Origin of the sequence: Ferruginibacter sp., from assembly GCF_031391665.1 — a bacterium.
Taxonomy (GTDB): Bacteria; Bacteroidota; Bacteroidia; order Chitinophagales; family Chitinophagaceae; genus Ferruginibacter.
Genome location: NZ_JANMUN010000217.1, coordinates 1 through 21393 on the forward strand (window position 1 = coordinate 1; position 21393 = coordinate 21393).

Below are 21393 nucleotides of genomic sequence, written 5' to 3' on the forward strand. Positions count from 1 at the left end.
AAAGAAAATAAATGATGCCGCTTGAAACAATAATAAAAAGTGTTAACGAAAAAATTATGGCAAAAACCCTTGACACTCCCTTTCTTACTAAATAATTATTAAAAGGTAATAATAAAACTGCCAGCAGAATAGCAAAAGCCAGGGGAACAATAATATCCTGCCCCACAAATATTATAAAACCAATTAAGGCTAACATTAATAAAATTAATGTTAGCCTTACATAAAATGGATTTGATTTATTTATAACCATGCTTTATAAAAAATTATTACCGCTTTCTGGTTAAACAAAAAACTGTTTATGCAGCATAGCAATTAAATAAAAAACGAAAGCCGCAATTAAGCATTCCCCCTTATTACTTTTAATAATACGGCAACTACTGCTATTACTAATAAAATATGGATGATGCCCCCGGCATGATAACCTAAAAAGCCGATAGCCCAGGCAATAACTAAAATTACAGCAATGATGTACAATAGATTTCCCATAAAAAAAATTTAAGTGTTAATGAATAGAATACTTATTGTATTAAAAAACTTTGCCAAAGTTTTAAAATAAAAAAACAAGCTGTAAAACTACTTTTAGAATATAGATACAACTCTTTAATAACGTTAATCGGGAAAAAATTCTACAAAAGGGGGAAAAATTCTAGTGACCAAGCTGTTCTACAGTTTGAAAAATAGTATCACGGGAGAATGGTTTTGCAATAAAAAAATCGGCCCCTTCTGCAAGCGCCTTTCGTCTGTCCACAGGCGTGTCGTAAGCTGTGATCATTACTACTTTTGTACCAGGGTTATTTTTTTTTATATCTGTAATAAAATTAACCCCCATGCCATCGGGAAGGTGATTATCTAAAAATACAATTTGTGGGGAGTTTATTTTTAACGCAAGCCTGGCTTCGTCAATTGAATTGACATAATTAGAGTGTATGTTTTTATTGCGTAGTATTCCACTTAATAAGTAGCAAATATCTATCTCGTCATCTATAATTAATGCCTTCACCATAATAAATTTATAGCAGCTTGTATCATATAAATATACAATTTACTTGTTTACGTTACAGTAAAGGTTGCAATTTTTTTGCCAGTTATAATTAAAAATTATTTAGATGAAATTTGCTTCGCCTGCCATCATTAGTAATATTATAGTAGATGATTTTCCCCAGGTGTGGAATTTTTTAAGCAATTTTTAATATTATAGTACTGCATTATACAAAAAAGAGTTAATTATAATTTGGCAGGTTTTTTTCATTATAACGGGTAATAGCAGTTAATAATATAAAAAGTTCAGGTTTTGGTTTTGGAAACAAACGGGTTTACAATGTGGTAATTCCAAATTTGTAAACCTGTTTTTTTATCACCAGTTTCTTTTAAACAATGCCTTAATAACTATTTGTATCTTTATAAAAATAAATTGCATGAAAAAAAGGATTTTAATAATTGATGACGATGCAGATATGTGTACACTGCTAAGCAGGTTTCTTTCAAAAAACGGATACGAAGTTGATACCGCACATTCGGGTAATAAAGGCATTGAAAAATTTATGGCCAGTTTTTTTGACATTGTTTTATGTGATTACAGGCTTGGGGATAAAAAAGACGGAAAAGATATTTTAATAGAAATAAAACAACATAACCCTGCTACCATTGTTTTAATTATTACCGGGTACAGTGATATAAAAACTGCAGTAGATGTAATTAAAGCAGGCGCATACGATTATATTACCAAACCATTGATACCCGATGAGGTATTAAATGTTTTAAGCAAAGCACTTAATCAGCCTAATACTGAAACTTCCGTAACAACTTTTAAAGAAAATAAAACTGTTAGTGCATCATTTAACTCTGCACAGGAATTTTTAGAAGGGCAGGATGCAACCACAAAAGATTTATACAAACAAATTGACCTGGTAGCACCCACAAATTTCAGCATTATATTGTATGGCGAAAGTGGTACGGGCAAAGAAGTAATAGCAAAAACAATACATGAAAGAAGCAACAGAAAAGGTAAACCTTTTATTGCAATGGACTGCGGCACCTTATCAAAAGAACTTGCAGGCAGCGAGTTATTTGGTCATATGAAAGGATCTTTTACCGGTGCACTTGCAGATAAAGAAGGCCATTTTGAATTGGCCAATGGTGGTACGTTATTTTTAGATGAGGTAGTAAATTTATCGCCTGAAATTCAGGCATCGCTTTTAAGAGTTATACAGGAAAGAAAATTTAAAAGGGTGGGTGGCAATAAAGAAATTGATGTAGATGTAAGGGTTATTGTAGCATCTAACGAAAATTTACAGGAGGCATACCGCAGGGGAAAATTCAGAGAAGATCTTTACCATCGTTTTAATGAATTTTCTATAAGCCTGCCTCCATTAAGAAACAGGAAGAATGACATACCGTTATTTGCTGATTTCTTTTTAAGCAAAACAATGGCTGAATTAAATAAAAAAATAGATGGATTTGATAATGAAGTACTGGATATGTTTATTAAATACAACTGGCCCGGTAATTTAAGAGAATTTAGAAATGTAATAAGAAGGTGTACATTACTAACAGGCAGTGGCCGCATAACAGCTGCTTCGTTACCGCACGAAATAAGTAACAGCAGTTCAAATCAAACAACATCAGCCACTGCTGCTGCCGAACCGCAAAAAATTTCGCTTGATCTAAAAGATTCCGCTTCAAAAGCCGAGTATGAAACTATTATGCATGTTTTAAAAGAAGTAAATTTTAATAAAACCAAAGCTGCAGAAATACTTAAGATAGACCGCAAAACTTTATACAATAAAATTAAAGGTTACGAAGACGCACAGCTGTAAGTTAACTATGGCTTTTTAACTTCTTCTTCGGTAACAGGCTTGGAAAAAGCATTACCAATACTTTGCATTAAACTCGATATTGGGCCTTCCATTTTATTCGTATTGTCATCCAATGCAGCATCATGCAGTAAATCACCCATATTTAATGCCGCAGGCAAATACAATAAAATATTATTTTTTTGATTACTGAAAAAAACTTTTACTTCCTTTACTCCGGCACCTTCTGGTAAATTTTCTTTTACCACTTTTGCAGTTTCGGTTGCTATTGCATTAATTTTTTCAACCGGGTCTGCATTGGATTGTTTTGCGTAAGCCGAAATTGTTTGTACCACTTCCTTTTTATTATCATCAAAAATTTCACTCACCCAGTTTGTGGAATTATTGCCCCGTAAAAATGCTGTGGCACCCTCGTCTGCTTGTACATATCTATACAAAGCGGTAAGCACCGCAGGTATGGCAGCCTGACTAAATTTATCTTCTGCGGGTGTTTTATCATCAACAACTACCTGCTGTGTATTGGGATCTATCTTTTGCAGTGCAGGATAGCCTAAATTTTGCTGAACAGTTTCTAAAAGATTAATTGACATAAAAATAAATTTTAGTTTTTATATACTCATTGTACAATAAATATTTACAAAATCATGCCAATAATACTGCTGCAAAAATGGAAGATTTTAATTTCACCTTTTTTGGCATGCAATTGGGGCATGTTGTTTAGCAATATTTTTTAATTAAATATTTTATTATGATGACTACATTAAGCGGCGTTTTAGAACAACTGCGTATTAGAAAACAGGACAATGAATTTATTATTTCTGAAGAAGGGTTTAAAAGTCCTTCAGAAAAATTATACCAGCCTGATGATCTTAAAATAATTAAAACCTTTCGCTTTGAAGGAGACAGCGACCCTTCAGATAACACCATTTTGTATTTAATAGAAGCTAATGATGGATTAACAGGTTACAGTATTGATGCTTATGGTGCCTACAGTAATCATGAAGAAGGTTGGTATGATGATTTTGTTAGAAAAATTCCGGTTGCAGAGAGAGAAGAGCAGGAAATTTTTAAATAGCAATGATAAAGACAGCACAGTAAAAAACCTTCCTATCATGAAGGTTTTTCTTTTTTCATGCGGAGACGGAGAGATTCGAACTCTCGATAGAGTTTCCCCTATACACACTTTCCAGGCGTGCTCCTTCAGCCACTCGGACACGTCTCCATTATTTATTTTTATATAAGATGTTTCCCTATCACACTTTCTCCCGAAGAATCGGGACTCCTTCAGCCACTCGGACACGTCTCCATTATTTTAAAGCAACTCTCCTTTTTTAAAGGAGGGCAAAAATACAGCATCAATCCTTATACGCCGAATATTTTTTGGGCATTGGCTGTGGTAACTGCTGCTATCTCCTCAACAGGCATATTTTTTACCTGCGCTAATTTTTCAATTATATACTTTAAATAACTGCTTTCATTTCTTTTCCCCCTGAAAGGCACGGGTGTTAAATACGGTGCATCGGTTTCAATAACTAAATGTTTAGTATCAATTTTTTCAATTACTTCGGCAAGCCCTGCATTTTTATAAGTTATTACTCCGCCAATGCCTAAATAAAATCCCATGTCGGTAATTTTAACCGCTTCTTCATAAGTACCGCTAAAGCAATGAAAAATTCCAGTAATGCCTTTTGATGCATATTCTTTTACCAGCGTAATTGTTTCGGGGATTGCATTACGGGTATGAATTACAATGGGCAATTTGTATTGCAGCGATAATTCAATTTGTTTTCTAAATGCATCATACTGTTGTTCAGTAAATGTTTTATGCCAGTAAAAATCAAGCCCAATCTCTCCTACTGCTGCAAACTCTCTTTTAGCAAGCCAGTCTTCAACTATGTGCAGTTCATCTAAATAATTTTCTTTTACCGAGCAGGGGTGCAATCCCATCATAGCAATACATTTACCGGGATAATTTTCTTCCAGCATAATCATTTGACCATGCGTTGTACTGTCTATTGCCGGCAAATAAAATCTATCGGTGCCTTCAATTACCGCTCTCTTTATTACCTCATCAATATCCGCAGCAAATTCGTTAGAATAAAGATGGCAATGGGTATCTGTAAAAATCATAATTGGTTTTAAAAATACAAAAGTCATTAAAAAAAAATTAACAGGGCTTTAAACTATGTTATGCAACCGTTGTCTTAAAAAAGTATTTATTATTCACCATTATTTAAAAAATTATTTTTATGAAAACAATTAACCTAACCAGGTTGCTCCCGGCTTTTGTATTACTGGGTGCACTGCTATTTACCAGCTGTAAAAAAGAAAACAGTGCCGTAAATACTACAGAAGATTCGCCTGCAGAAGTAGCCGCAACAATTAATGCAACCACTGAAGAAGCCCAAACAGAGGAACAATTTGAGGATGTGTTTAACATTACTGCAAGTATAAGTTCAGAAGATGCAGGCGAAGATTTGGGTTTTGATGCCAACGTATCTGTATTAGCAGATCCGGGAGTAAGACTTTCGCCCAGTACACAAAGATGTTTTACTGTAACAGTAGTACCACAACAGCCTGGCCTATTTCCAAAAACTGTTACTATCGATTTTGGTAATGGCTGCCTTGGCCGAGATGGCAAGTACCGTAAAGGGAAAATTGTATCTATTTATACGAAAAGATTGCTGGTACCTGGCGCAATTGTGAGTACTACATTTGTTGGGTACCATGTTGATAGTTTTAAAATTGAGGGTACCCATATTACTAAAAACACCAGCACATCCAACATGCAGGGGTTAAAGGTTACCGTTATTGATGGTAAAATAACCAACACCAATAACGGCAACTGGCGCAAATGGAACAGCACTAAAGATATTTTACAAATTGCCGGTAACGGTACACCTAATTTTCCTTTAGATGATATTTATAAAATTGAGGGTGGCGCAAGAGGTTCAAATTCGTTTGGCCACACCTGGGCCTCTGCAATTGTTGACCCTTTAATAAAAAAGTTTACCTGCCGCTGGATTGTAAAAGGAACTGTACGCATAGTACGAGATGGCCGGGAAGCCTTGCTGGACTTCGGTAATGGCGATTGTGATGATGATGCGATCATCTATATTAATGGCGTTCCGCACCCGATAAAATTATAAATAAAAAAAAATATTGCTTTTGTGAAAACAAGGTTGTACATTTATCCTAGTTTTCATAGGGTACGGATTAAAAACGGGCCAGGGTTTCTACCCAGGCCCAATTTTTTTTAAAGAACTTCTGGTAATTTTAGCCCCAAAATAATGGCTCATTCCCCCGTTTTTACCCCAATTTTATTAAACGTATAACCAATTTTATAAAAGTGTTCCAGCAGTTTTGGTATGGCAAAGCTCATTCTTTCATTCGCTTTATCACTATCATGAAAAACAACAATGCAACCCGGACTAATATTGGCTTTTACCTGCTCAAAACATTTTTCAGGCGTTAATGTACTAACCCAATCTCCTGCCAAAACCGACCACATTATAGTTTTAAGTTTAGGGCTTGCAGTTTGCAACTTAGCTATCTGCGATTTTTTTATCCTGCCATAAGGAGGCCTGAATAAATTGGAGTTAATGTACTTACCGGCAGTGGCTATATCATTCAAATAATCATTATCAGTATTTTTCCAGCCATTAATATGATGCATGGTGTGGTTGCCAATTGCGTGGCCTTCATCAATAACCTGTTGATATATTTCAGGATATTTTTTTACATTTTCTCCAATGCAAAAAAAAGTGGCTTTGGCGTTATACTTTTTTAAAGCCTCCAATACAAAAGGTGTAATAGTGGGGTGAGGGCCGTCATCAAAACTGAGATAAATTATTTTTTCGTTGGTTTTAATATCCCATACACATCCCGGAAAAAGTTTACGTAACCACCATGGCGTGGTGATAAAGAATAAATCTTTTTTAAAAAATTTTGCTTTGGACTCTCTCCAAAAATGGGGGGCAATTATGTTCATAAAAAATCAAACCAAATTTACACTGAAAATATGGCAAAATACAGGGGTATTTGCAGATAATTTAGCCTCGTTTTTGCACAATAATTAATGTTTACTGTCGTTATAAATAAGATAAGTCCAGTTATAAAAATCCGTACAATTGAAACCCACAAAGGGTTTGTTTAAAAACCACCTATGAAAACAAATAGACTTTTAACCGCATTTGCTGTTACTCTACTTTCTACAAGTTTACTATCCTGCACAAAAGAAAATACATTTTCAACTACTTCTGCAGAAGATGAAACCACTTTTGAATTAAGTGGCAACCAGGCTGTCGCCGATAACCTTACCGAAGATGCTAATAATATTTTTATGGAAGCTGCCGCTAACAGAAATTTGTTGGGCAGTAATTTTGGATCGCTTCCTGTTATTACGTCAAACACATTAACCTGCGCCGCAGTAACTGTAACACCGGCAACTGGTTTTCCAAAAACAATTGTTATAGATTTTGGAACGACTGGCTGCACCTCAACCAATAATATTACACGTAAAGGAAAAATTAATATTACGCTTTCGGATTCTGTAAGAAAAACAGGCAGCCAGGCAATTATTACTTTCAGCAATTATGCAGTAAATAATTTTAAAAAAGAAGGCACTGTAACATGGAAAAATACCAGCACTGCAATTACTAAAAGCTGGCAACGGAAAGTTGAAAACGGAAGAGTGACTGCCCCTAATGGAAGATACTGGTTGCACAACGGTGTAAGAGATGTTGTGCAAATTGCAGGTACTGCCACACCTAACACTTTATTAGATGATATATTTTTAATTACCGGCAATTATACCATAACCAATGCAACAGGTAAAACAAGAGATTGTTTTATTACTGAGGCACTGCAAAAAAAATCTACCTGCGATAATATTGGAACCGGAAAATTAAAAGTACAGGGCGCTGCCCATAATGCACTTATTAATTTTGGCGATGGCGATTGCGATAAACTGGCCACCATTTCAATTGACGGGCAAGAACCGAGAACAATTGTGTTACGATAAAATTTTTGTGATTGATATTTCAAAACCGTTCTTGCGTAAAAGCCGGGGCGGTTTTTTGCTTAGGTTTTCAGAATAATGACAATTTTATAACCCATCTTTTAAAAAATATTTTTATTACTAATTAAACTTTTTTAGCCTGCGCTGGTCAGATAATCCTAAACAAAACCTTTATACATTTTATGAAAACAAAACACTTTTTATCCGCATTTTTACTGTTAGCTTTTGTTGTTGCCTTTACTTCTTGTAAAAAAAATAATGAAACCGCTACTGAAGAAATTGAAACTACATTTGAGTTAAGCGGCGATCAGGCCGTTGCAGATAACCTTACGCAAGATGCCGGTGATGTAATGGAAGAAGCCGCTGCAAGAAATAATTTGCTTGGCAGCACACCATCGGGCAGCACCACTACCACCAACAACTGGCTGCCGCCATGCGTTATTGTTACTGTAAGTGGAAATTTTCCTGCAAAAAATATTAAGATAGATTTTGGTACAGGTTGCACCAGCCCCAACGGCATATTTCGCAAAGGCATTATCAATGTTGTGTTAACCGATTCTTTACGCAAAACTGGCAGCGTAGCTACTGTTACTTTTGATAATTATTATGTAAACAGTTTTAAAAAAGAAGGCATTATTACCTGGACAAATACCACACCAACCGGCTCCGGCACACGAAGCTGGAACAGAAAAGTAACTGATGGAAAAATTACAGCACCAGATGGTAAATACTGGTTGCATACCTCAAACATAGATATTACACAAACTGCAGGTGTAAGCACCCCTTTAGATATTACCGACGATATATTTTTACTTTCTGGTACAAGAACAGTAACTAATGCAGCAGGTAAATCAAGAACAGGAACAACGCAAACAGCTTTACAAAAGAAAACAAACTGCAATAATATTGATCAGGGTATTTTAAAAATTGAAGGGGCCAATCATTATGCACTAATTGATTTTGGTAATGGTACCTGCGATAAATTAGCCACTATATCGATTGACGGCAGAACTGCACGGACTATTATTTTAAGATAAAAAATATTTTACTTGTTATTAAGCTGCTTCATTTATTTGAGGCAGCTTTTTTTATGTCGCTATATTTTGCTCACTTATCTTTGCATTTATGAGTAAAGTAAGAGTAAGATTTGCCCCCAGCCCCACCGGCGGATTACATTTAGGTGGCGTACGCACCGTTCTGTACAATTATTTATTTGCAAAAAATAAAGGCGGCGATTTTATTGTACGTATTGAAGATACCGACCAGGCAAGATTTGTAGAAGGTGCTGAGCAATATATTTTTGATTGCCTTAAATGGTGTGGTATTGAACCAGATGAAAGCCCGTTACATGGTGGCGAATACGGGCCATACCGCCAGAGTGAAAGAAAAGAGCTAGGCATTTACCAGCAGTATGCTGATAAATTAATTAAAGATGGTCATGCATACTATGCATTTGATACGCCGGAAGAATTAGAAAAAATGCGTAACGATTTTAAGACAGCAGAAAATCCTTCGCCGCAATACGATCATCATTTACGGATGAAGATGAAAAATTCATTAACGTTAAATGAAGATGAAGTAAACAATTTAATAGCAAAAGGTACAAGGCATGTTGTAAGAATTAAAATGCCGGAAAATGAAATAATTTCTTTTACCGATATGATACGTGGCGAAATAAAAAATGAAACCAGTTTGGTAGATGATAAAGTTTTGTTGAAAGCAGATGGCATGCCCACTTACCATTTAGCTGTGGTAGTGGATGATTATTTAATGGAAATTACTCATGCTTTTAGAGGAGAAGAATGGTTGCCGAGTGCACCGGTGCATGTATTGCTTTGGAAATATTTATTTGGTGCAGATAAAATGCCGGAGTGGGCTCACCTGCCATTGATATTGGGGCCAAGTGGAAAATTAAGTAAGAGAGATGGCGCTAAATATGGCTTCCCGGTTTTTGCGATGAACTGGCTTGATAATAAAACAAATGAATTGACTGAAGGATTTAAAGAAAAAGGATTTTTACCCGAAGCTTTTATAAACCTGCTGGCATTACTCGGCTGGAATGCAGGCACAGAGCAGGAATTATTTACTAAAGAAGAATTAATTGAAAAGTTTAGTATTGACCGTGTGCACAGCGGCGGTGCAAAATTTGATTATGAAAAAGCAAAATGGTTTAACCATGAATGGATTAAAGGATTGCCGATTTCAGATTTTAGATTTAGGATTGAGCCTTTAATTCAAGATAGTAAAATTGATATCAGCGATACTGAAAAACTTGAAAAAATAATTGGTTTGGTAAAAGACCGTTGTACTTTTCTAACTGATTTTTATGATCAGGCCAGCTACTTTTTTGTAACACCTGAAATATTAGATGTTGATGCTGTAAAACCAAAGTGGAACGAAGAAAAGAAAAATTTCTTTTTGGAATTTATAAATAAATTATCAGCAATTGAAAATTGGGGATTGGAAGCAATTGAAGATGTATTTAAAAATCTTGCAACAGAAAAAAATATTAAACCCGGCGAATTGCAAATGCCTTTACGGGTTATGCTGGTGGGTGGGAAATTTGGCCCCCCGGTTTTTGTTATTGCAGAAAATATTGGTAAAGCAGAAACCATTAAGCGGATTGAAAATGCGTTAAAAGTTTTTTAACTCATCAACCCTGTTTTTCCATTAAGTTTACAACAGCCGCAAAGTCATTTGTAAAAACATCTTCTATCAGCTTCATATCTTCTGCTGCTAATTTGGTAATACCTGTGGTATTATCAATTGCATGTTGTGGTGTACGAATGCCGGGGATAACGGTACTGACTTCATCATAACTTAAAATATAACTCAGTGCAAGTGAAGTTTTGCTGATATTATATTTATTACAAAGCGGCCATATTTTTTTGTCTAAAATTTTTAAAGAGGTGTTTAAAATTTCTTCATTAAAACGAAAACTGCGGTGATCATCTGCAGTAAAATTTGTTTCAGCAGAAAATTTTCCGGTCAATAAACCAAATTGCAAAGGCATACGTGCAATTACACCATAACCGTTTTTGGCTGCTGTTTTTACTGTTGGTAATGCTCGTTGATTAATGATGTTATACACTAACTGAAATCCATGCCCCATTTTATTATCCATTAAATAATTAGCTTCGGGCTCAGGATGAAAAGTATTTAATGATAAACCCCAGTATCTTATTTTTCCCTGCTGCTTTAAAATTTCCATTGCTTCTACACATTTTTCTTTTTCAAAATGCTGCATACGGGAACTGTGCAGCTGGTAATAATCTATTGTATCTCTCTGCAATTTTTTTAAGCTGGCTTCGCAGGCTTCAATAATATACTCTTTACTGTAATCTAATTGTATGGTTTCATTAACATTTCTATGGCCCACTTTTGTGGCCATAATAATTTCTTTATTTTTAGAAAGTTTTTTACCCAGTAAATTTTCTGAATGTCCAAGGCCATAAAAATCGGCAGTATCAAAAAAATTAATACCACGGTCTAACGCCTTGTGTATAGCTGTAACAGATACCGCATCATCTGCCTTGCCCCATCCGATTGCAGTGTTGCCTACCATGGCATTGCCGCCAATGGCCCATGCGCCAAAACCAATTTCACTAACGGTTAAATCTGTATTGCCAAATTTTCTGTATTGCATCGCTGCTAAAGTTTAAAGAATAAAATTTATTATAACAACTATACATTGAATTTGTATGATTAAAAAAAATGTCAGGTTGAGCCTGTCGAAACCGGTGCTATAGTCAACCCGCCTTCGACAGGCTCAGGCTGACAGTATTCTTTCAATGTCTACTAATTGGTATTATTTAAGAATTAATTTTCCGGTGCTGCATACCATTTGCGGTATAATTTTCTAAACAAAGGTTCCAATAAAACTAATAAAATAACACTGCCGGCAATTTCTGCAATTAAAAAGTACAAAGCACTGTTATCAACCTCCTGTGTTCTAATAATATAAGATTGCTTTTGCTTTATAGCTTCGTTTAGCGCAACAAAAATTAAAGGAATAAAAGGTGTTGCAAATAAAAATAAATTTAAAGAAATACCCTGTATAGCATTACGCACTTTAGCAGCAAAAATCGACAATGCAATGATGGCAAAAACTATATAATACACAATCATAAAAGATAAAACAGAAGTTTCGTTACCATTACTCATTACCATTAAAAGCCCGGTAATTATCATCAATAATACTGCTGTTAATACCGAAAGAAAAAATGTTTTAACAGTGCTGTGCCTGAAAATAAATACTAATAATGTAGCCAGTAAAGTGATGTAATAAAAAAAACGTAGATAAACATGCCAGTTGTCTATCCAGGCATACTTTTTTTCTACTGCATTATCAATACCATAACCTATATGGTTTAAGCTGTACTTCTTTTTTATTTTCTTTTGGTAGTCATCGTTAATATCGTAAGTAACATCAAAATCTATATAGGAAGAATAGCGGCTGTTAGCTGCATACTTTGCTTTTAATTCATCCATCCTGGTAAGTAAGGCAGGCCTGTTGTTTGGCTTCTGATAATTTTTTACTACAGCATAATAAATATCAGCAGATCTTAATATTTTTTTTGTTGCATGTCCATCAGCATTATAAGAACTTACAAACTGGTAATCGGGGCATTTAAAAAATACATATAAAGAGTCGTTTATTTTTACCAGGCTGTCTGTTTCTGCAATTTTTCTTCTCAGTTCACCTGTATCCATTACAGAGTGTGGACGTACATAATTTTGAACCGGTTCAATACTTGCCTGTTCAATAACTGCAGTTACCAGTGTATCAGCAGTTACCATTTCTTCTTCGGTGTATGTAGTAACGGTAACCGGTCTTTTAATAATATCAAATGTATCTGCTGTCCATTGCAGTGGCAATAAATTATATTCTAGTTTGCAGGCATTGGTATTTATTTCATTAATATCATTTACAATTTCATCGTTACCAAATTGCTGGTTGGCCCTGTAAGTTTCTACTGCCGATGGAATAAAACAAAGTGCTACCATTGCACCAATACTTAAAAAATATAAACCAAAACTTTTTAAGCCATCCCACATAAACCAGTTGCCATAGCGTTTAAAAACATTAAAGCGCAATAAAAAAATCAGCCAAAAAACAAATCCAATAAAAGCAATAAGGCCAACAAATGTTGTCCAGCTACCGGTGCTGCTGTATTGCTTGGCATCAAAAAAAGCTAAATAACAAAATGCAGTTAAAGCCAGCGCAAATAAAACAGCAAACCAAATAACCAAATGCGTACGTGCCGCCCAGGTATTTGGTCTATTGCGTAATAATCTATCATCTAACCTTTGTAAAAAAGATGGAACTAAGGGCCTTTTATTCATGTAAGTAAAGTTGCAGTGTTTAAAAAAAACGTTTGGTACTGTAAGTAATATCCCTGAAATAAGTAATGGCAATTTGTGCGGCTATCATTTTACCAATTATTTCCTGTGCCGATAATGCAGTTGAAATAATGGTATAAAAACCGCCGTTAAACTGCAGCTCTATATTTTCTGCACCAAATAATTCAATAATACTTTCTCTGCCGGCTGCAGTTTCAAACTCAACTGCATTGCTGGTAATTTTTTCTGCCCTGTCGTTACTGCTGTATAAACAATTGCCCTGCTTAATAAAAATAACGGTGTCTGCAACTTTTTCCACTTCATGTAATTGTTGTGAGCTGAGAATAATACCCATGGGATTATGAGCACCCTTAGCCATAAAAATTAAATCGGTTAAAATAGTTTGCTGTGCATTAATATCCAGATTGGCCAATGGTTCATCTAAAATTAACAGCCTTGGTTTTTGTAATAATATTCTTGCAATTTCAAACCGTGTGCGGTAGCCGCTGCTTATCTGGTTCCAGGTAAGGTGTGCATAGCTGCTGAGGTTTAAACGCTCCAGCATAAAGTTCACCATCAAATTATTTTTCTCCCCATACACACCGGCAATTGAAGCACTGAAATGTAAATTATCTTTTAATAAACCATACCATTTTGGAATACGCTGCGGAATAAATGCAATGTGATTTTTTACCGCATAAGCATCCGGCTTTTGCAAAAGATGATACTTTATTTCGCCATTATCCAAAGCCAGTTGCCCGGCAAGGCAACGCAGCAATGTTGTTTTACCATTTCCATTTTCTCCCACCACACCTAAAACATTACCGGTATTTACTGAAACATTTATTGGCTTTAAACTAAAGCCCCCACCGCTGTAAGTTTTAGAAATTTTTTCGGCACTTATTAATGGCTTTGTTTGATAACTGATGCCGGATTGTATTTTTGATGCCTGTTGCAAAATACTTTCTGCTTCGCTGATAAAATTATCAGGAATGGGTTTTGCAGATTTTGAATTTTCATTTACATGATATTCCCTGCTCCAGTTAACAGCATTTTCAATTAAGGCATCGTCGCCGGTATCCAAACAATAATCGAGTGTTCGCCTTACAGCAACAGAATAATCACCATGTTTTAAATAATCACCAATTTCGCCAGCAGCAGATGGGTTCATAAAATAAAAATGAAGGGTAAATTAGTACTATGCAAAATAGGAAACTATTGCAGATATTTGATGAATAGATTTACTTTTACAAAACTTTAATAATTATTGCAATGAAAAAAGACAGGCCTGTAAGAGTTTTAGTTGCTAAAGTAGGTTTAGACGGGCACGACCGTGGTGCAAAAGTAATTGCCACCGCATTACGTGATGCAGGCATGGAAGTAATTTACACCGGCCTTCGGCAAACGCCTGAAATGGTGGTTAATGCTGCATTGCAGGAAGACGTGGATGCGATAGGCATTAGTATTTTGAGCGGTGCACACAACACTGTTTTTCCAAAAGTAATTGCATTGATGAAAGAAAAAGAAATGAACGATGTATTATTAACCGGCGGCGGCATTATACCCGAAGATGATATGAAAGCATTAAATGAAATGGGTGTAGGAAAATTATTTGCACCCGGCACCACCACAACTGACATTGCCGATTATATAAAAGAGTGGGTGAAAGTAAACAGGAATTTTTAGTTTGTTTACAGCACTTTTTTATCCTTTATCAATTTTTCAATTTGCTTACTCCCCGCTTTTATAGTTGAATACAAAACAGCTACACTACATTAACTGCCATTTAATAGGCCAAACCTGCCATTAAATAAAAACGATTATAATGGCCGCCCCATTCATTTTATTTTTATACCGTTCAAGCATAAAAATCTCTTTATGAAAGGATTTGGTAAATTAAAAAAAGACAAAGAAACCATAACCGACATAATTATGTTTCTTTTTTTAGCTTTGGCCATTACAATACTCATTGTTATTTTGTAAATACACTTAAGGTTTATCTTTAGCAGTATAACAGGTAATAGTTTTCTTTTTATCCTTACTTTTGAGAAAACTTTCCCCATGTATCAAACACTGCTTACAGCTTTAGAAAATGGCATCTTCACTATCACAATCAATCGCCCCGATAAATTAAATGCATTAAATAAACAGGTGTTTACAGATTTAGATGCAGCCGTTGATGAAATAAATAATACCGCTGCAATTAAAGCTGCCATCATAACTGGTGCAGGCCCAAAAGCATTTGTTGCCGGTGCAGATATTACTGAGTTTGGCGGATTAAATAAAGACGAAGCAATGGCATTAGCCAAACGTGGACAGGATGTTTTTTTTAAAATTGAAAACAGTAAAAAACCAATTGTTGCTGCAGTAAATGGTTTTGCATAAGGTGGTGGCTGCGAACTGGCGATGGCCTGCCATTTTAGATTGTGCAGCGAAAATGCAAAGTTTAGCCAACCAGAAGTTAACCTGGGATTGATACCCGGTTATGGCGGCACACAACGTTTAACACAACTGGTGGGCAAAGGAAAAAGTATGGAACTGCAAATGACGGCTCATTTAATTGATGCTGCAGAAGCATTACAATTGGGTTTAGTAAATCATGTTACCACCGCCGATAGTTTACTGTTAAGAACAGCAGACATTTTAAATGTAATAATGAGTAAAGCGCCAGTTGCTATAAGTAAAATTATTGAGTGTGTAAATATTGCAGTAGTTAGCGACAGCTCTTTTACCAATGGTAAAAATGGTTATGATAAAGAAGTATTGGCTTTTGGTGATTGCTTTGTTACTGATGATATGAAAGAAGGCACTGCTGCATTTTTAGAAAAACGTAAAGCGAATTTTACAGGAAAATAATACCAATTTGACATTGAAAATACACTGTCAGCCTGAGCTTGTCGAAGGCGGATTGACTCTTGCACCCGGTTTCGACAAGCTCAACCTGACATTTTTTTACCAGGTAGATTAAATATCCGATTGGTATAAAATTATTTTTTTACTTTAGTAGGCTTTACAAGAGTCGTGTCCGTTGCCAGCATTTCTAATTTATAACCTCCGGTATCAATAACAGTTTGTGTAAATAATTTTTTAAGATTAAAATAATCGCTGCCGGTTACTCCAGTTTTGTATAAATAAATTTGCTGCAAGTTTTTTAATTCTTTTATTCCTTCGTCTGTAATTGCTTTATTCAGAAAACAGCAATGACAGGGATAATTCTAGCTTCCCCTCACCTTCTTTTTGGAGCAAAACTTTTAAAGCATTGCCGCCACCGCTGTCAAAATATAAAACTTTTATTTTATGAAAGCCTTTTTTTAAAGCTGCCCTGCCACTTTTTTCTTCTGCACCATGTTCACCGTCATTATTCACAATTTCAATATCGTCAATAAATAATTTGCTGCCATCATCCGATTCTGTAAAAAAAGTATAGATGCCATCCTTTTCAATTTTAATAAATCCATAAAATTCAAATGCAAATTTATCGGCACGCTGTTTTTTATCAAGATTAATTATTGGTGTAAAACCTGATTTTACAGGAGTTGATTTAAATGGATTAACTAAATTAATATCTTTATCTGCTTCATAATAATTGTATGCTATTGAAGGTTTTGGATTATTAACTTTTACAGGTTTCATCCACTCAAAAACTTTTACCTGCTGGCTGTTAGTTTCGCTGGGTAATGCACCGGCTAAAAAAGCCTTAGCATTAATTACCGTTGTTTTTTCAATCTTAAATGGTTTTGTATATAAGGTAGAATTTTGATTGGGCTCAGTGCCATCAGTTGTATATCTTATAGCTTCAACTTCCTTTGCTGTTAAACTTACAGTTGGTTTCATTGCATCAACTTTATATTCCGTTTCAATTTTTGGCTTAGCTGCAAACTTCCCAAAATTTTCTATTTTAACTGCATAAGCGTAAGGAGCTTTTATTTTATTGGGGTTGTACTGAGGTAACTCTACTATTGTATTATCTTCATCTGTACTCCACGAAAGTTTGTCTTTAGTTGATAAAAAACTAACTTTGCTATTACCTTCAGTTAAATCTATACCTTTCAACACTAATTTTTTATTATCGGGATATTTTGGAAAGATGGCATACAAAGAATTTGTTGCCGCATTATATGTGTAAAATATTTCTTTTACTGCATAACCGGGATCAGGATCAATTGTAATTTTTAACAGCATATCACCACTTCTGTTTTTATATTCCCTGTTGCCGTCGCTCCATTGCGAATGTGTTTTCCATCTTGCAGTATTATAAATTGCTTCGCCATTTATTTGTAACCACTCCCCCATTTGCAATAAACGCTCCTGCATTATGGGTGGAATTTTTCCATGTTCATCAGGACCAATGTCCAATAAAAAATTTCCGCCACGGCTTACTTTATCTATCAGTTGCAATACCAATGATTGGGTAGAATTATAATCCCAGGCATCTTCTTCCCTGTTATATCCATAGCTAAACCCCATGCCACGGCTTTCTTCCCATGCATGGTCTTCAAAATCTAAATCGGGTTGATACTCGGGTGTAAAAATTCCTCCATGTTTAAAACGTAATCCTGCACCCCAGCGGTCGTTTACAATAACTTTATCTTTTACCACACTTTCGTTATACAGCCAGGTTAAAAATTCTTTACTCCTCCATACTTCATCACTGGCTTCCCAATCCCCATCCGTCCAAAAAACATCGGGCTGGTAATTATTGATCAGTTCTTTCATCTGCGGCCATACATGTTCGGCAGCGTACTTATTTTTATCTGCTTTCCACAAAGGATTAAACCATTCGTACAAAGAATAATACATGCCTGCATGCACCGAAGTTTTACGCACAGCTTTAAAAAGATCCCCCAGCAGATCTCTTTTCGGCCCCACATCAACGGCATTCCATTTAAAACCCCATGTTTTATTGGCTTCTTTGTTTGGCCATAAAGTAAATCCATCATGATGTTTGGAAGTAAGCACAATATATTTTGCACCACTCTGTTCAAAAACTTTTGCCCATTCGTCGGGGTTAAATAACTCGGCTTTAAAATCGTTGGCCAAATCATAATAAGTTCTGTCGCCAAATTTTGCTTTATGAAATTTTTGTCTTGCCGTATCATTACCCTGTAAACCCTGCTGGTACCACTCTGCATAATTACCTTTTGTACACCAGCCCGGCACAGCATAAACGCCCCAATGAATAAAGATGCCAAATTTTGCATCGGTAAACCAGCTGGGTACTGGCCGCTTATCTAAACTTTGCCACGTGGGTTGGTAAGTTTGTGCAGCTATTTTTATGGAGAAAAAAAATAGTAATACCGCAATCAATTTTTTCATTGTAGCAAGATTTATTTTTCAATTAAATTTTCATCAATTAAATAGGCCTCAACCTCACTAACTACCGGAGCAGCCTTTAAACTAGTAAGCGTAATATAAATATGTTTTGCATTAATTCTCGGAAATGTTATTATACGCTTACTACCCATAGTACTAAAAGATTTCACTTCCCTGATACCTGCATCTGAACCCCAACCAAAATATTCTATTTTTACACTGTTAATCTTTTGTCCTTTTTTAATAAATTCTTTTAAAATAATACAATTTATTTGAGCCCCCGTTTTATAATAAAGTCGTATCCTATTTTCTTTACTCCCCCTAACCCTTACAAAAGTTTGATTGTTATCGTCAAAAAGTTTTTTGCTGTATTTAAACCTTTTATTCTTTGTAAAAGAAATACCATCAAATTGAAATTTATTTTTAAAATTCTCCTCCCTCAATTTCATAAACCCAACCAACGCCGCCGAATCAAACTTTGTAATCAACCCATTTCCGTCAGGAGGCACATTCAATAATAAATTAGCCCCACGGCCCACACTTTTTAAATACAGTTGAAATAATTGCTCCGGTGTTTTTACTTTGTCATCTTCTGCTTTATGATAAAACCATCCGGGTCTTATGCTAACATCACATTCTGCAGGTATCCAGTATTTACCATTTACATTTCCTGCATTTAAAGTATCTGTTGTTGGCGCAAGCAAACCTGGTTCAAATCCATCGGTGTTTAAAGTGTTCCAGTTGGTAGTGCCGGCAATACCGTTTTCATTGCCACACCATCTTATATCTGGTCCAACATCGCTAAAAATCACAGTATTTGGAGAAAGTTGCCTAACTGTTTTTTTAAATCTTGCCCAATCGTAGATTTGTTTTTTTCCATTGGGGCCTTCGCCATTGGCGCCGTCCCACCACAGTTCCCAAATGGGGCCGTAGTTGGTAAAAATTTCTGTCATCATTTTTACAAATACATCGTTGTATTTTTCGGTTCCATAATCAGGATGATTTCTGTCCCACGGAGAAATGTACACGCCAAAATTTAATCCATATTTTTTACAGGCTGCAGATAAATCTTTCAGTACATCGCCATTACCATCTTTCCATTTACTTTCTCTAACCGTATGTTTGCTGAATTTACTGGGCCACAAACAAAACCCATCGTGGTGTTTTGCAGTGATGATGATGCCTTTTGCACCAGATGCTTTTGCCACACGGCACCATTGTTCACAATCTAATTTTGCCGGATTAAAAATTTCTTCTTTTTCATTACCATGCCCCCATTCCAAATCGGTAAATGTGTTGGGGCCAAAATGCATGAACAAATAAAACTCCATATTATGCCATGCCAATTGCGCCTTGGTTGGTTTGGGTAAATTAGTTTGCCCATTAACTTTACACAACAATATTAAATAAAAAAAACTAATGGAAATATACTTCATGTTTAGCTTTTGTGTTATCAAATGTAAATAAAAAGAGGCTGTAATAATACAGCCTCCTTTTGCATTCTTTTATTTATTCAAAAATTATTGCACTACAACTATCCTGGCCACTTCTACCTTATCACCAGTTTGTATTTTTACAAAATACATTCCACCAGCCAGTTTGCTTACATCTAATTTTTCAATATTAGCTCCCGCATTTACCGTTACCAGTTTCGAAAGCACTATGGCTCCCGCCTGGTTGGCAACTGTTACAGTAGCGTTGCCATTAACAGCAGCTTTAAATGATAAATTAGCTGTTGCAGCAACCGGGTTAGGCGAAACAGAAAGTTTATCACCTGCAAAAGTTATTACTTCTGCTCCGGCCTCTCTGCTGGCTGTACCTAACTGTACTTTTAAAGTATAACAGTTGGTTGCATTATTTGCATTCTGATATCCGTACACTCTTACATAATAAGTACCTGCTGTGTAGGTACGTGTAATAGTCTCACTGGTTGTTCCTCCGTTTTGAGAAATGGCTAACTGTGTTGTACCATTACTGCTGTATAAACGAATATCATAATCAAGTGGCAAAGTAGTAAGTGTAATGGTAGCCGTACCGCCGGTTGTAATTACAAACTTGTAATAATCGTTATCGGCAGATGGGCTTATCAAACCTTTAATATCTGTATCGAATGGAATTGTTGCTGCACCACTTGCTGTACCGTTTGTGCTTATATCATAAATGCCGGGGCAGGTACTTACTGCCGCAGTTGTAAACTGTGACTGAGTGTATGCGCTGCTGGCAGCAGAACAATTTGTTCTTACTCTCCAATCGTATAGAGAAGATGCTGTTAATCCAGTAATACTTCTTGATATTGATGTTGTACCCGTAATTGAATTTATCCATGTGCCGGAACTGGCTAATTTATAATCCACATCATAACTTACTGCACCACTAACTGCCGTCCAGCTAACAGTAGCACTCGAACTTGTGATTGCAGAGCTTCCAAGACCCGACGGTGCATTACAAACAAAGGGAGCAGTTGTTGTAAACTGTGCTGCTGCAAAGTTTCCGCTTCCTGAAGCACAAGTTGTTCTCACTCTCCAATCGTATAAAGAACCCTGTGTAAGCCCGGTTAAATTTGCAGAAGTACCCGTTTGTGCTGTTGAAAAACTTATCCAGGTAGCTGATGAATTTAATTTATAATCCACCGCATAGCTAACTGCATTTGCAACTGCATTCCAGCTAACAGTTGCCGAATTATCGGCAATGGCAGATGCTGTTAACCCTGTTGCATCGCCACAGGCAATAGCACCACCAATGGTAAAATTGGTATTACTGATGTCGAAGAAAACATTACCAACAGCTTCTACTTTTATTCTTGCTGTTGTGGTTGCGCCAACAGGAATTACTAAAGATTCTGTACCATCATTAGGTGTACTTGCAGTTAATACGGTTGAAAAAGTTTGTCCGCCATCTGTACTT

At 35.8% G+C, this 21393-nt stretch carries 19 protein-coding genes, 1 tRNA gene and 2 pseudogenes; 8 read left to right on the plus strand and 14 right to left on the minus strand.

Translation table 11 applies throughout. The annotated features are described in order from the left end of the window. From ACY651_RS16260 to ACY651_RS16270, 3 genes and pseudogenes are all read right to left on the minus strand, one after another. Nucleotides 1-196: pseudogene (locus ACY651_RS16260) on the minus strand (AI-2E family transporter); the annotation flags it as partial. 140 nt (nucleotides 197-336) lie between these two features. Beyond that, nucleotides 337-486 carry a lmo0937 family membrane protein gene (locus ACY651_RS16265; RefSeq protein ID WP_462221521.1) on the minus strand — a complete coding sequence of 50 codons (150 nt, stop codon included), beginning with the start codon at nucleotides 484-486 and terminating at the stop codon, nucleotides 337-339. Between the two features lie 160 nt (nucleotides 487-646). Continuing rightward, nucleotides 647-1003 (minus strand): response regulator, encoded by a 357-nt coding sequence (locus ACY651_RS16270; protein WP_462254551.1) that lies wholly within the window; start codon nucleotides 1001-1003, stop codon nucleotides 647-649. A gap of 412 nt (nucleotides 1004-1415) precedes the next feature. Here ACY651_RS16270 and ACY651_RS16275 point away from each other — a divergent pair, with 412 nt between their 5' ends. Beyond that, a complete protein-coding gene (locus ACY651_RS16275) occupies nucleotides 1416-2816 on the plus strand; it encodes a sigma-54-dependent transcriptional regulator (protein WP_462254552.1) in 1401 nt (466 codons plus the stop codon). Between the two features lie 5 nt (nucleotides 2817-2821). Here the strand turns inward: ACY651_RS16275 and ACY651_RS16280 are convergent, their stop codons facing one another. After that, on the minus strand, nucleotides 2822-3403 hold the full coding sequence (locus ACY651_RS16280; protein WP_462254553.1) for a hypothetical protein: 582 nt from the start codon (nucleotides 3401-3403) through the stop codon (nucleotides 2822-2824). A gap of 158 nt (nucleotides 3404-3561) precedes the next feature. Between ACY651_RS16280 and ACY651_RS16285 the strand changes: the two genes are divergently transcribed. Next, on the plus strand, nucleotides 3562-3888 hold the full coding sequence (locus tag ACY651_RS16285) for a hypothetical protein (protein WP_462254554.1): 327 nt from the start codon (nucleotides 3562-3564) through the stop codon (nucleotides 3886-3888). A gap of 60 nt (nucleotides 3889-3948) precedes the next feature. Here ACY651_RS16285 and ACY651_RS16290 read toward each other — a convergent pair. Both ACY651_RS16290 and ACY651_RS16295 read right to left on the minus strand, forming a co-directional pair. Next, nucleotides 3949-4035 (minus strand) — tRNA-Ser (locus ACY651_RS16290). 140 nt (nucleotides 4036-4175) lie between these two features. Next, complete coding sequence (locus ACY651_RS16295; RefSeq protein ID WP_462254555.1) at nucleotides 4176-4970, minus strand: TatD family hydrolase; 795 nt, start codon at nucleotides 4968-4970, stop codon at nucleotides 4176-4178. Between the two features lie 92 nt (nucleotides 4971-5062). Between ACY651_RS16295 and ACY651_RS16300 the strand changes: the two genes are divergently transcribed. Continuing rightward, nucleotides 5063-5962, plus strand: a complete 900-nt coding sequence (locus ACY651_RS16300; RefSeq protein ID WP_462254556.1) for a hypothetical protein — start codon at nucleotides 5063-5065, stop codon at nucleotides 5960-5962. Nucleotides 5963-6108: 146 nt separating this feature from the next. Here ACY651_RS16300 and ACY651_RS16305 read toward each other — a convergent pair whose 3' ends face one another. Beyond that, nucleotides 6109-6804: a polysaccharide deacetylase family protein gene (locus tag ACY651_RS16305; protein ID WP_462254557.1), complete on the minus strand. Its 696-nt coding sequence runs from the start codon at nucleotides 6802-6804 to the stop codon at nucleotides 6109-6111. A gap of 174 nt (nucleotides 6805-6978) precedes the next feature. Here ACY651_RS16305 and ACY651_RS16310 point away from each other — a divergent pair, with 174 nt between their 5' ends. The 3 genes from ACY651_RS16310 (at nucleotide 6979) to gltX (ending at nucleotide 10482) form a co-directional block, all read left to right on the plus strand. Then, nucleotides 6979-7836: a hypothetical protein gene (locus tag ACY651_RS16310; RefSeq protein ID WP_462254558.1), complete on the plus strand. Its 858-nt coding sequence runs from the start codon at nucleotides 6979-6981 to the stop codon at nucleotides 7834-7836. A 179-nt stretch (nucleotides 7837-8015) separates the two neighbouring features. Continuing rightward, a complete protein-coding gene (locus ACY651_RS16315; RefSeq protein ID WP_462254559.1) occupies nucleotides 8016-8870 on the plus strand; it encodes a hypothetical protein in 855 nt (284 codons plus the stop codon). 88 nt (nucleotides 8871-8958) lie between these two features. Beyond that, nucleotides 8959-10482 carry a glutamate--tRNA ligase gene (gltX, locus tag ACY651_RS16320; protein WP_462254560.1) on the plus strand — a complete coding sequence of 508 codons (1524 nt, stop codon included), beginning with the start codon at nucleotides 8959-8961 and terminating at the stop codon, nucleotides 10480-10482. Between the two features lie 4 nt (nucleotides 10483-10486). On the opposite strand, the gene ACY651_RS16325 is transcribed toward gltX, so the two are convergent. The 3 genes from ACY651_RS16325 to ACY651_RS16335 all read right to left on the minus strand — a co-directional run bounded on the left by ACY651_RS16325 (nucleotide 10487) and on the right by ACY651_RS16335 (nucleotide 14347). Then, complete coding sequence (locus ACY651_RS16325) at nucleotides 10487-11479, minus strand: aldo/keto reductase (protein ID WP_462254561.1); 993 nt, start codon at nucleotides 11477-11479, stop codon at nucleotides 10487-10489. Between the two features lie 173 nt (nucleotides 11480-11652). Beyond that, nucleotides 11653-13179, minus strand: coding sequence for a hypothetical protein (locus ACY651_RS16330; protein ID WP_462254562.1), 1527 nt, complete (start codon nucleotides 13177-13179; stop codon nucleotides 11653-11655). Between the two features lie 19 nt (nucleotides 13180-13198). Continuing rightward, complete coding sequence (locus ACY651_RS16335; protein ID WP_462254563.1) at nucleotides 13199-14347, minus strand: ABC transporter ATP-binding protein; 1149 nt, start codon at nucleotides 14345-14347, stop codon at nucleotides 13199-13201. A 101-nt stretch (nucleotides 14348-14448) separates the two neighbouring features. Here ACY651_RS16335 and ACY651_RS16340 point away from each other — a divergent pair, with 101 nt between their 5' ends. Together ACY651_RS16340 and ACY651_RS16345 are read left to right on the plus strand one after the other, a co-directional pair. Next, the gene (locus tag ACY651_RS16340) at nucleotides 14449-14862 is read left to right on the plus strand and encodes a cobalamin B12-binding domain-containing protein (protein WP_462254564.1); all 414 of its coding nucleotides are present in this window, start codon (nucleotides 14449-14451) and stop codon (nucleotides 14860-14862) included. A 375-nt stretch (nucleotides 14863-15237) separates the two neighbouring features. Next, nucleotides 15238-16032 (plus strand): annotated as a pseudogene (locus tag ACY651_RS16345) (enoyl-CoA hydratase/isomerase family protein). A 131-nt stretch (nucleotides 16033-16163) separates the two neighbouring features. Here the strand turns inward: ACY651_RS16345 and ACY651_RS16350 are convergent. The 4 genes from ACY651_RS16350 to ACY651_RS16365 form a co-directional block, all read right to left on the minus strand. Continuing rightward, the gene (locus tag ACY651_RS16350; RefSeq protein ID WP_462254565.1) at nucleotides 16164-16322 is read right to left on the minus strand and encodes a hypothetical protein; all 159 of its coding nucleotides are present in this window, start codon (nucleotides 16320-16322) and stop codon (nucleotides 16164-16166) included. A 37-nt stretch (nucleotides 16323-16359) separates the two neighbouring features. Next, the gene (locus ACY651_RS16355) at nucleotides 16360-18492 is read right to left on the minus strand and encodes an alpha-L-fucosidase (RefSeq protein WP_462254566.1); all 2133 of its coding nucleotides are present in this window, start codon (nucleotides 18490-18492) and stop codon (nucleotides 16360-16362) included. Nucleotides 18493-18503: 11 nt separating this feature from the next. Continuing rightward, a complete protein-coding gene (locus ACY651_RS16360; protein ID WP_462254567.1) occupies nucleotides 18504-19925 on the minus strand; it encodes an alpha-L-fucosidase in 1422 nt (473 codons plus the stop codon). 84 nt (nucleotides 19926-20009) lie between these two features. After that, on the minus strand, nucleotides 20010-21393 hold a 1384-nt coding region (locus ACY651_RS16365), incomplete at its 5' end, for a T9SS type A sorting domain-containing protein (RefSeq protein WP_462254568.1).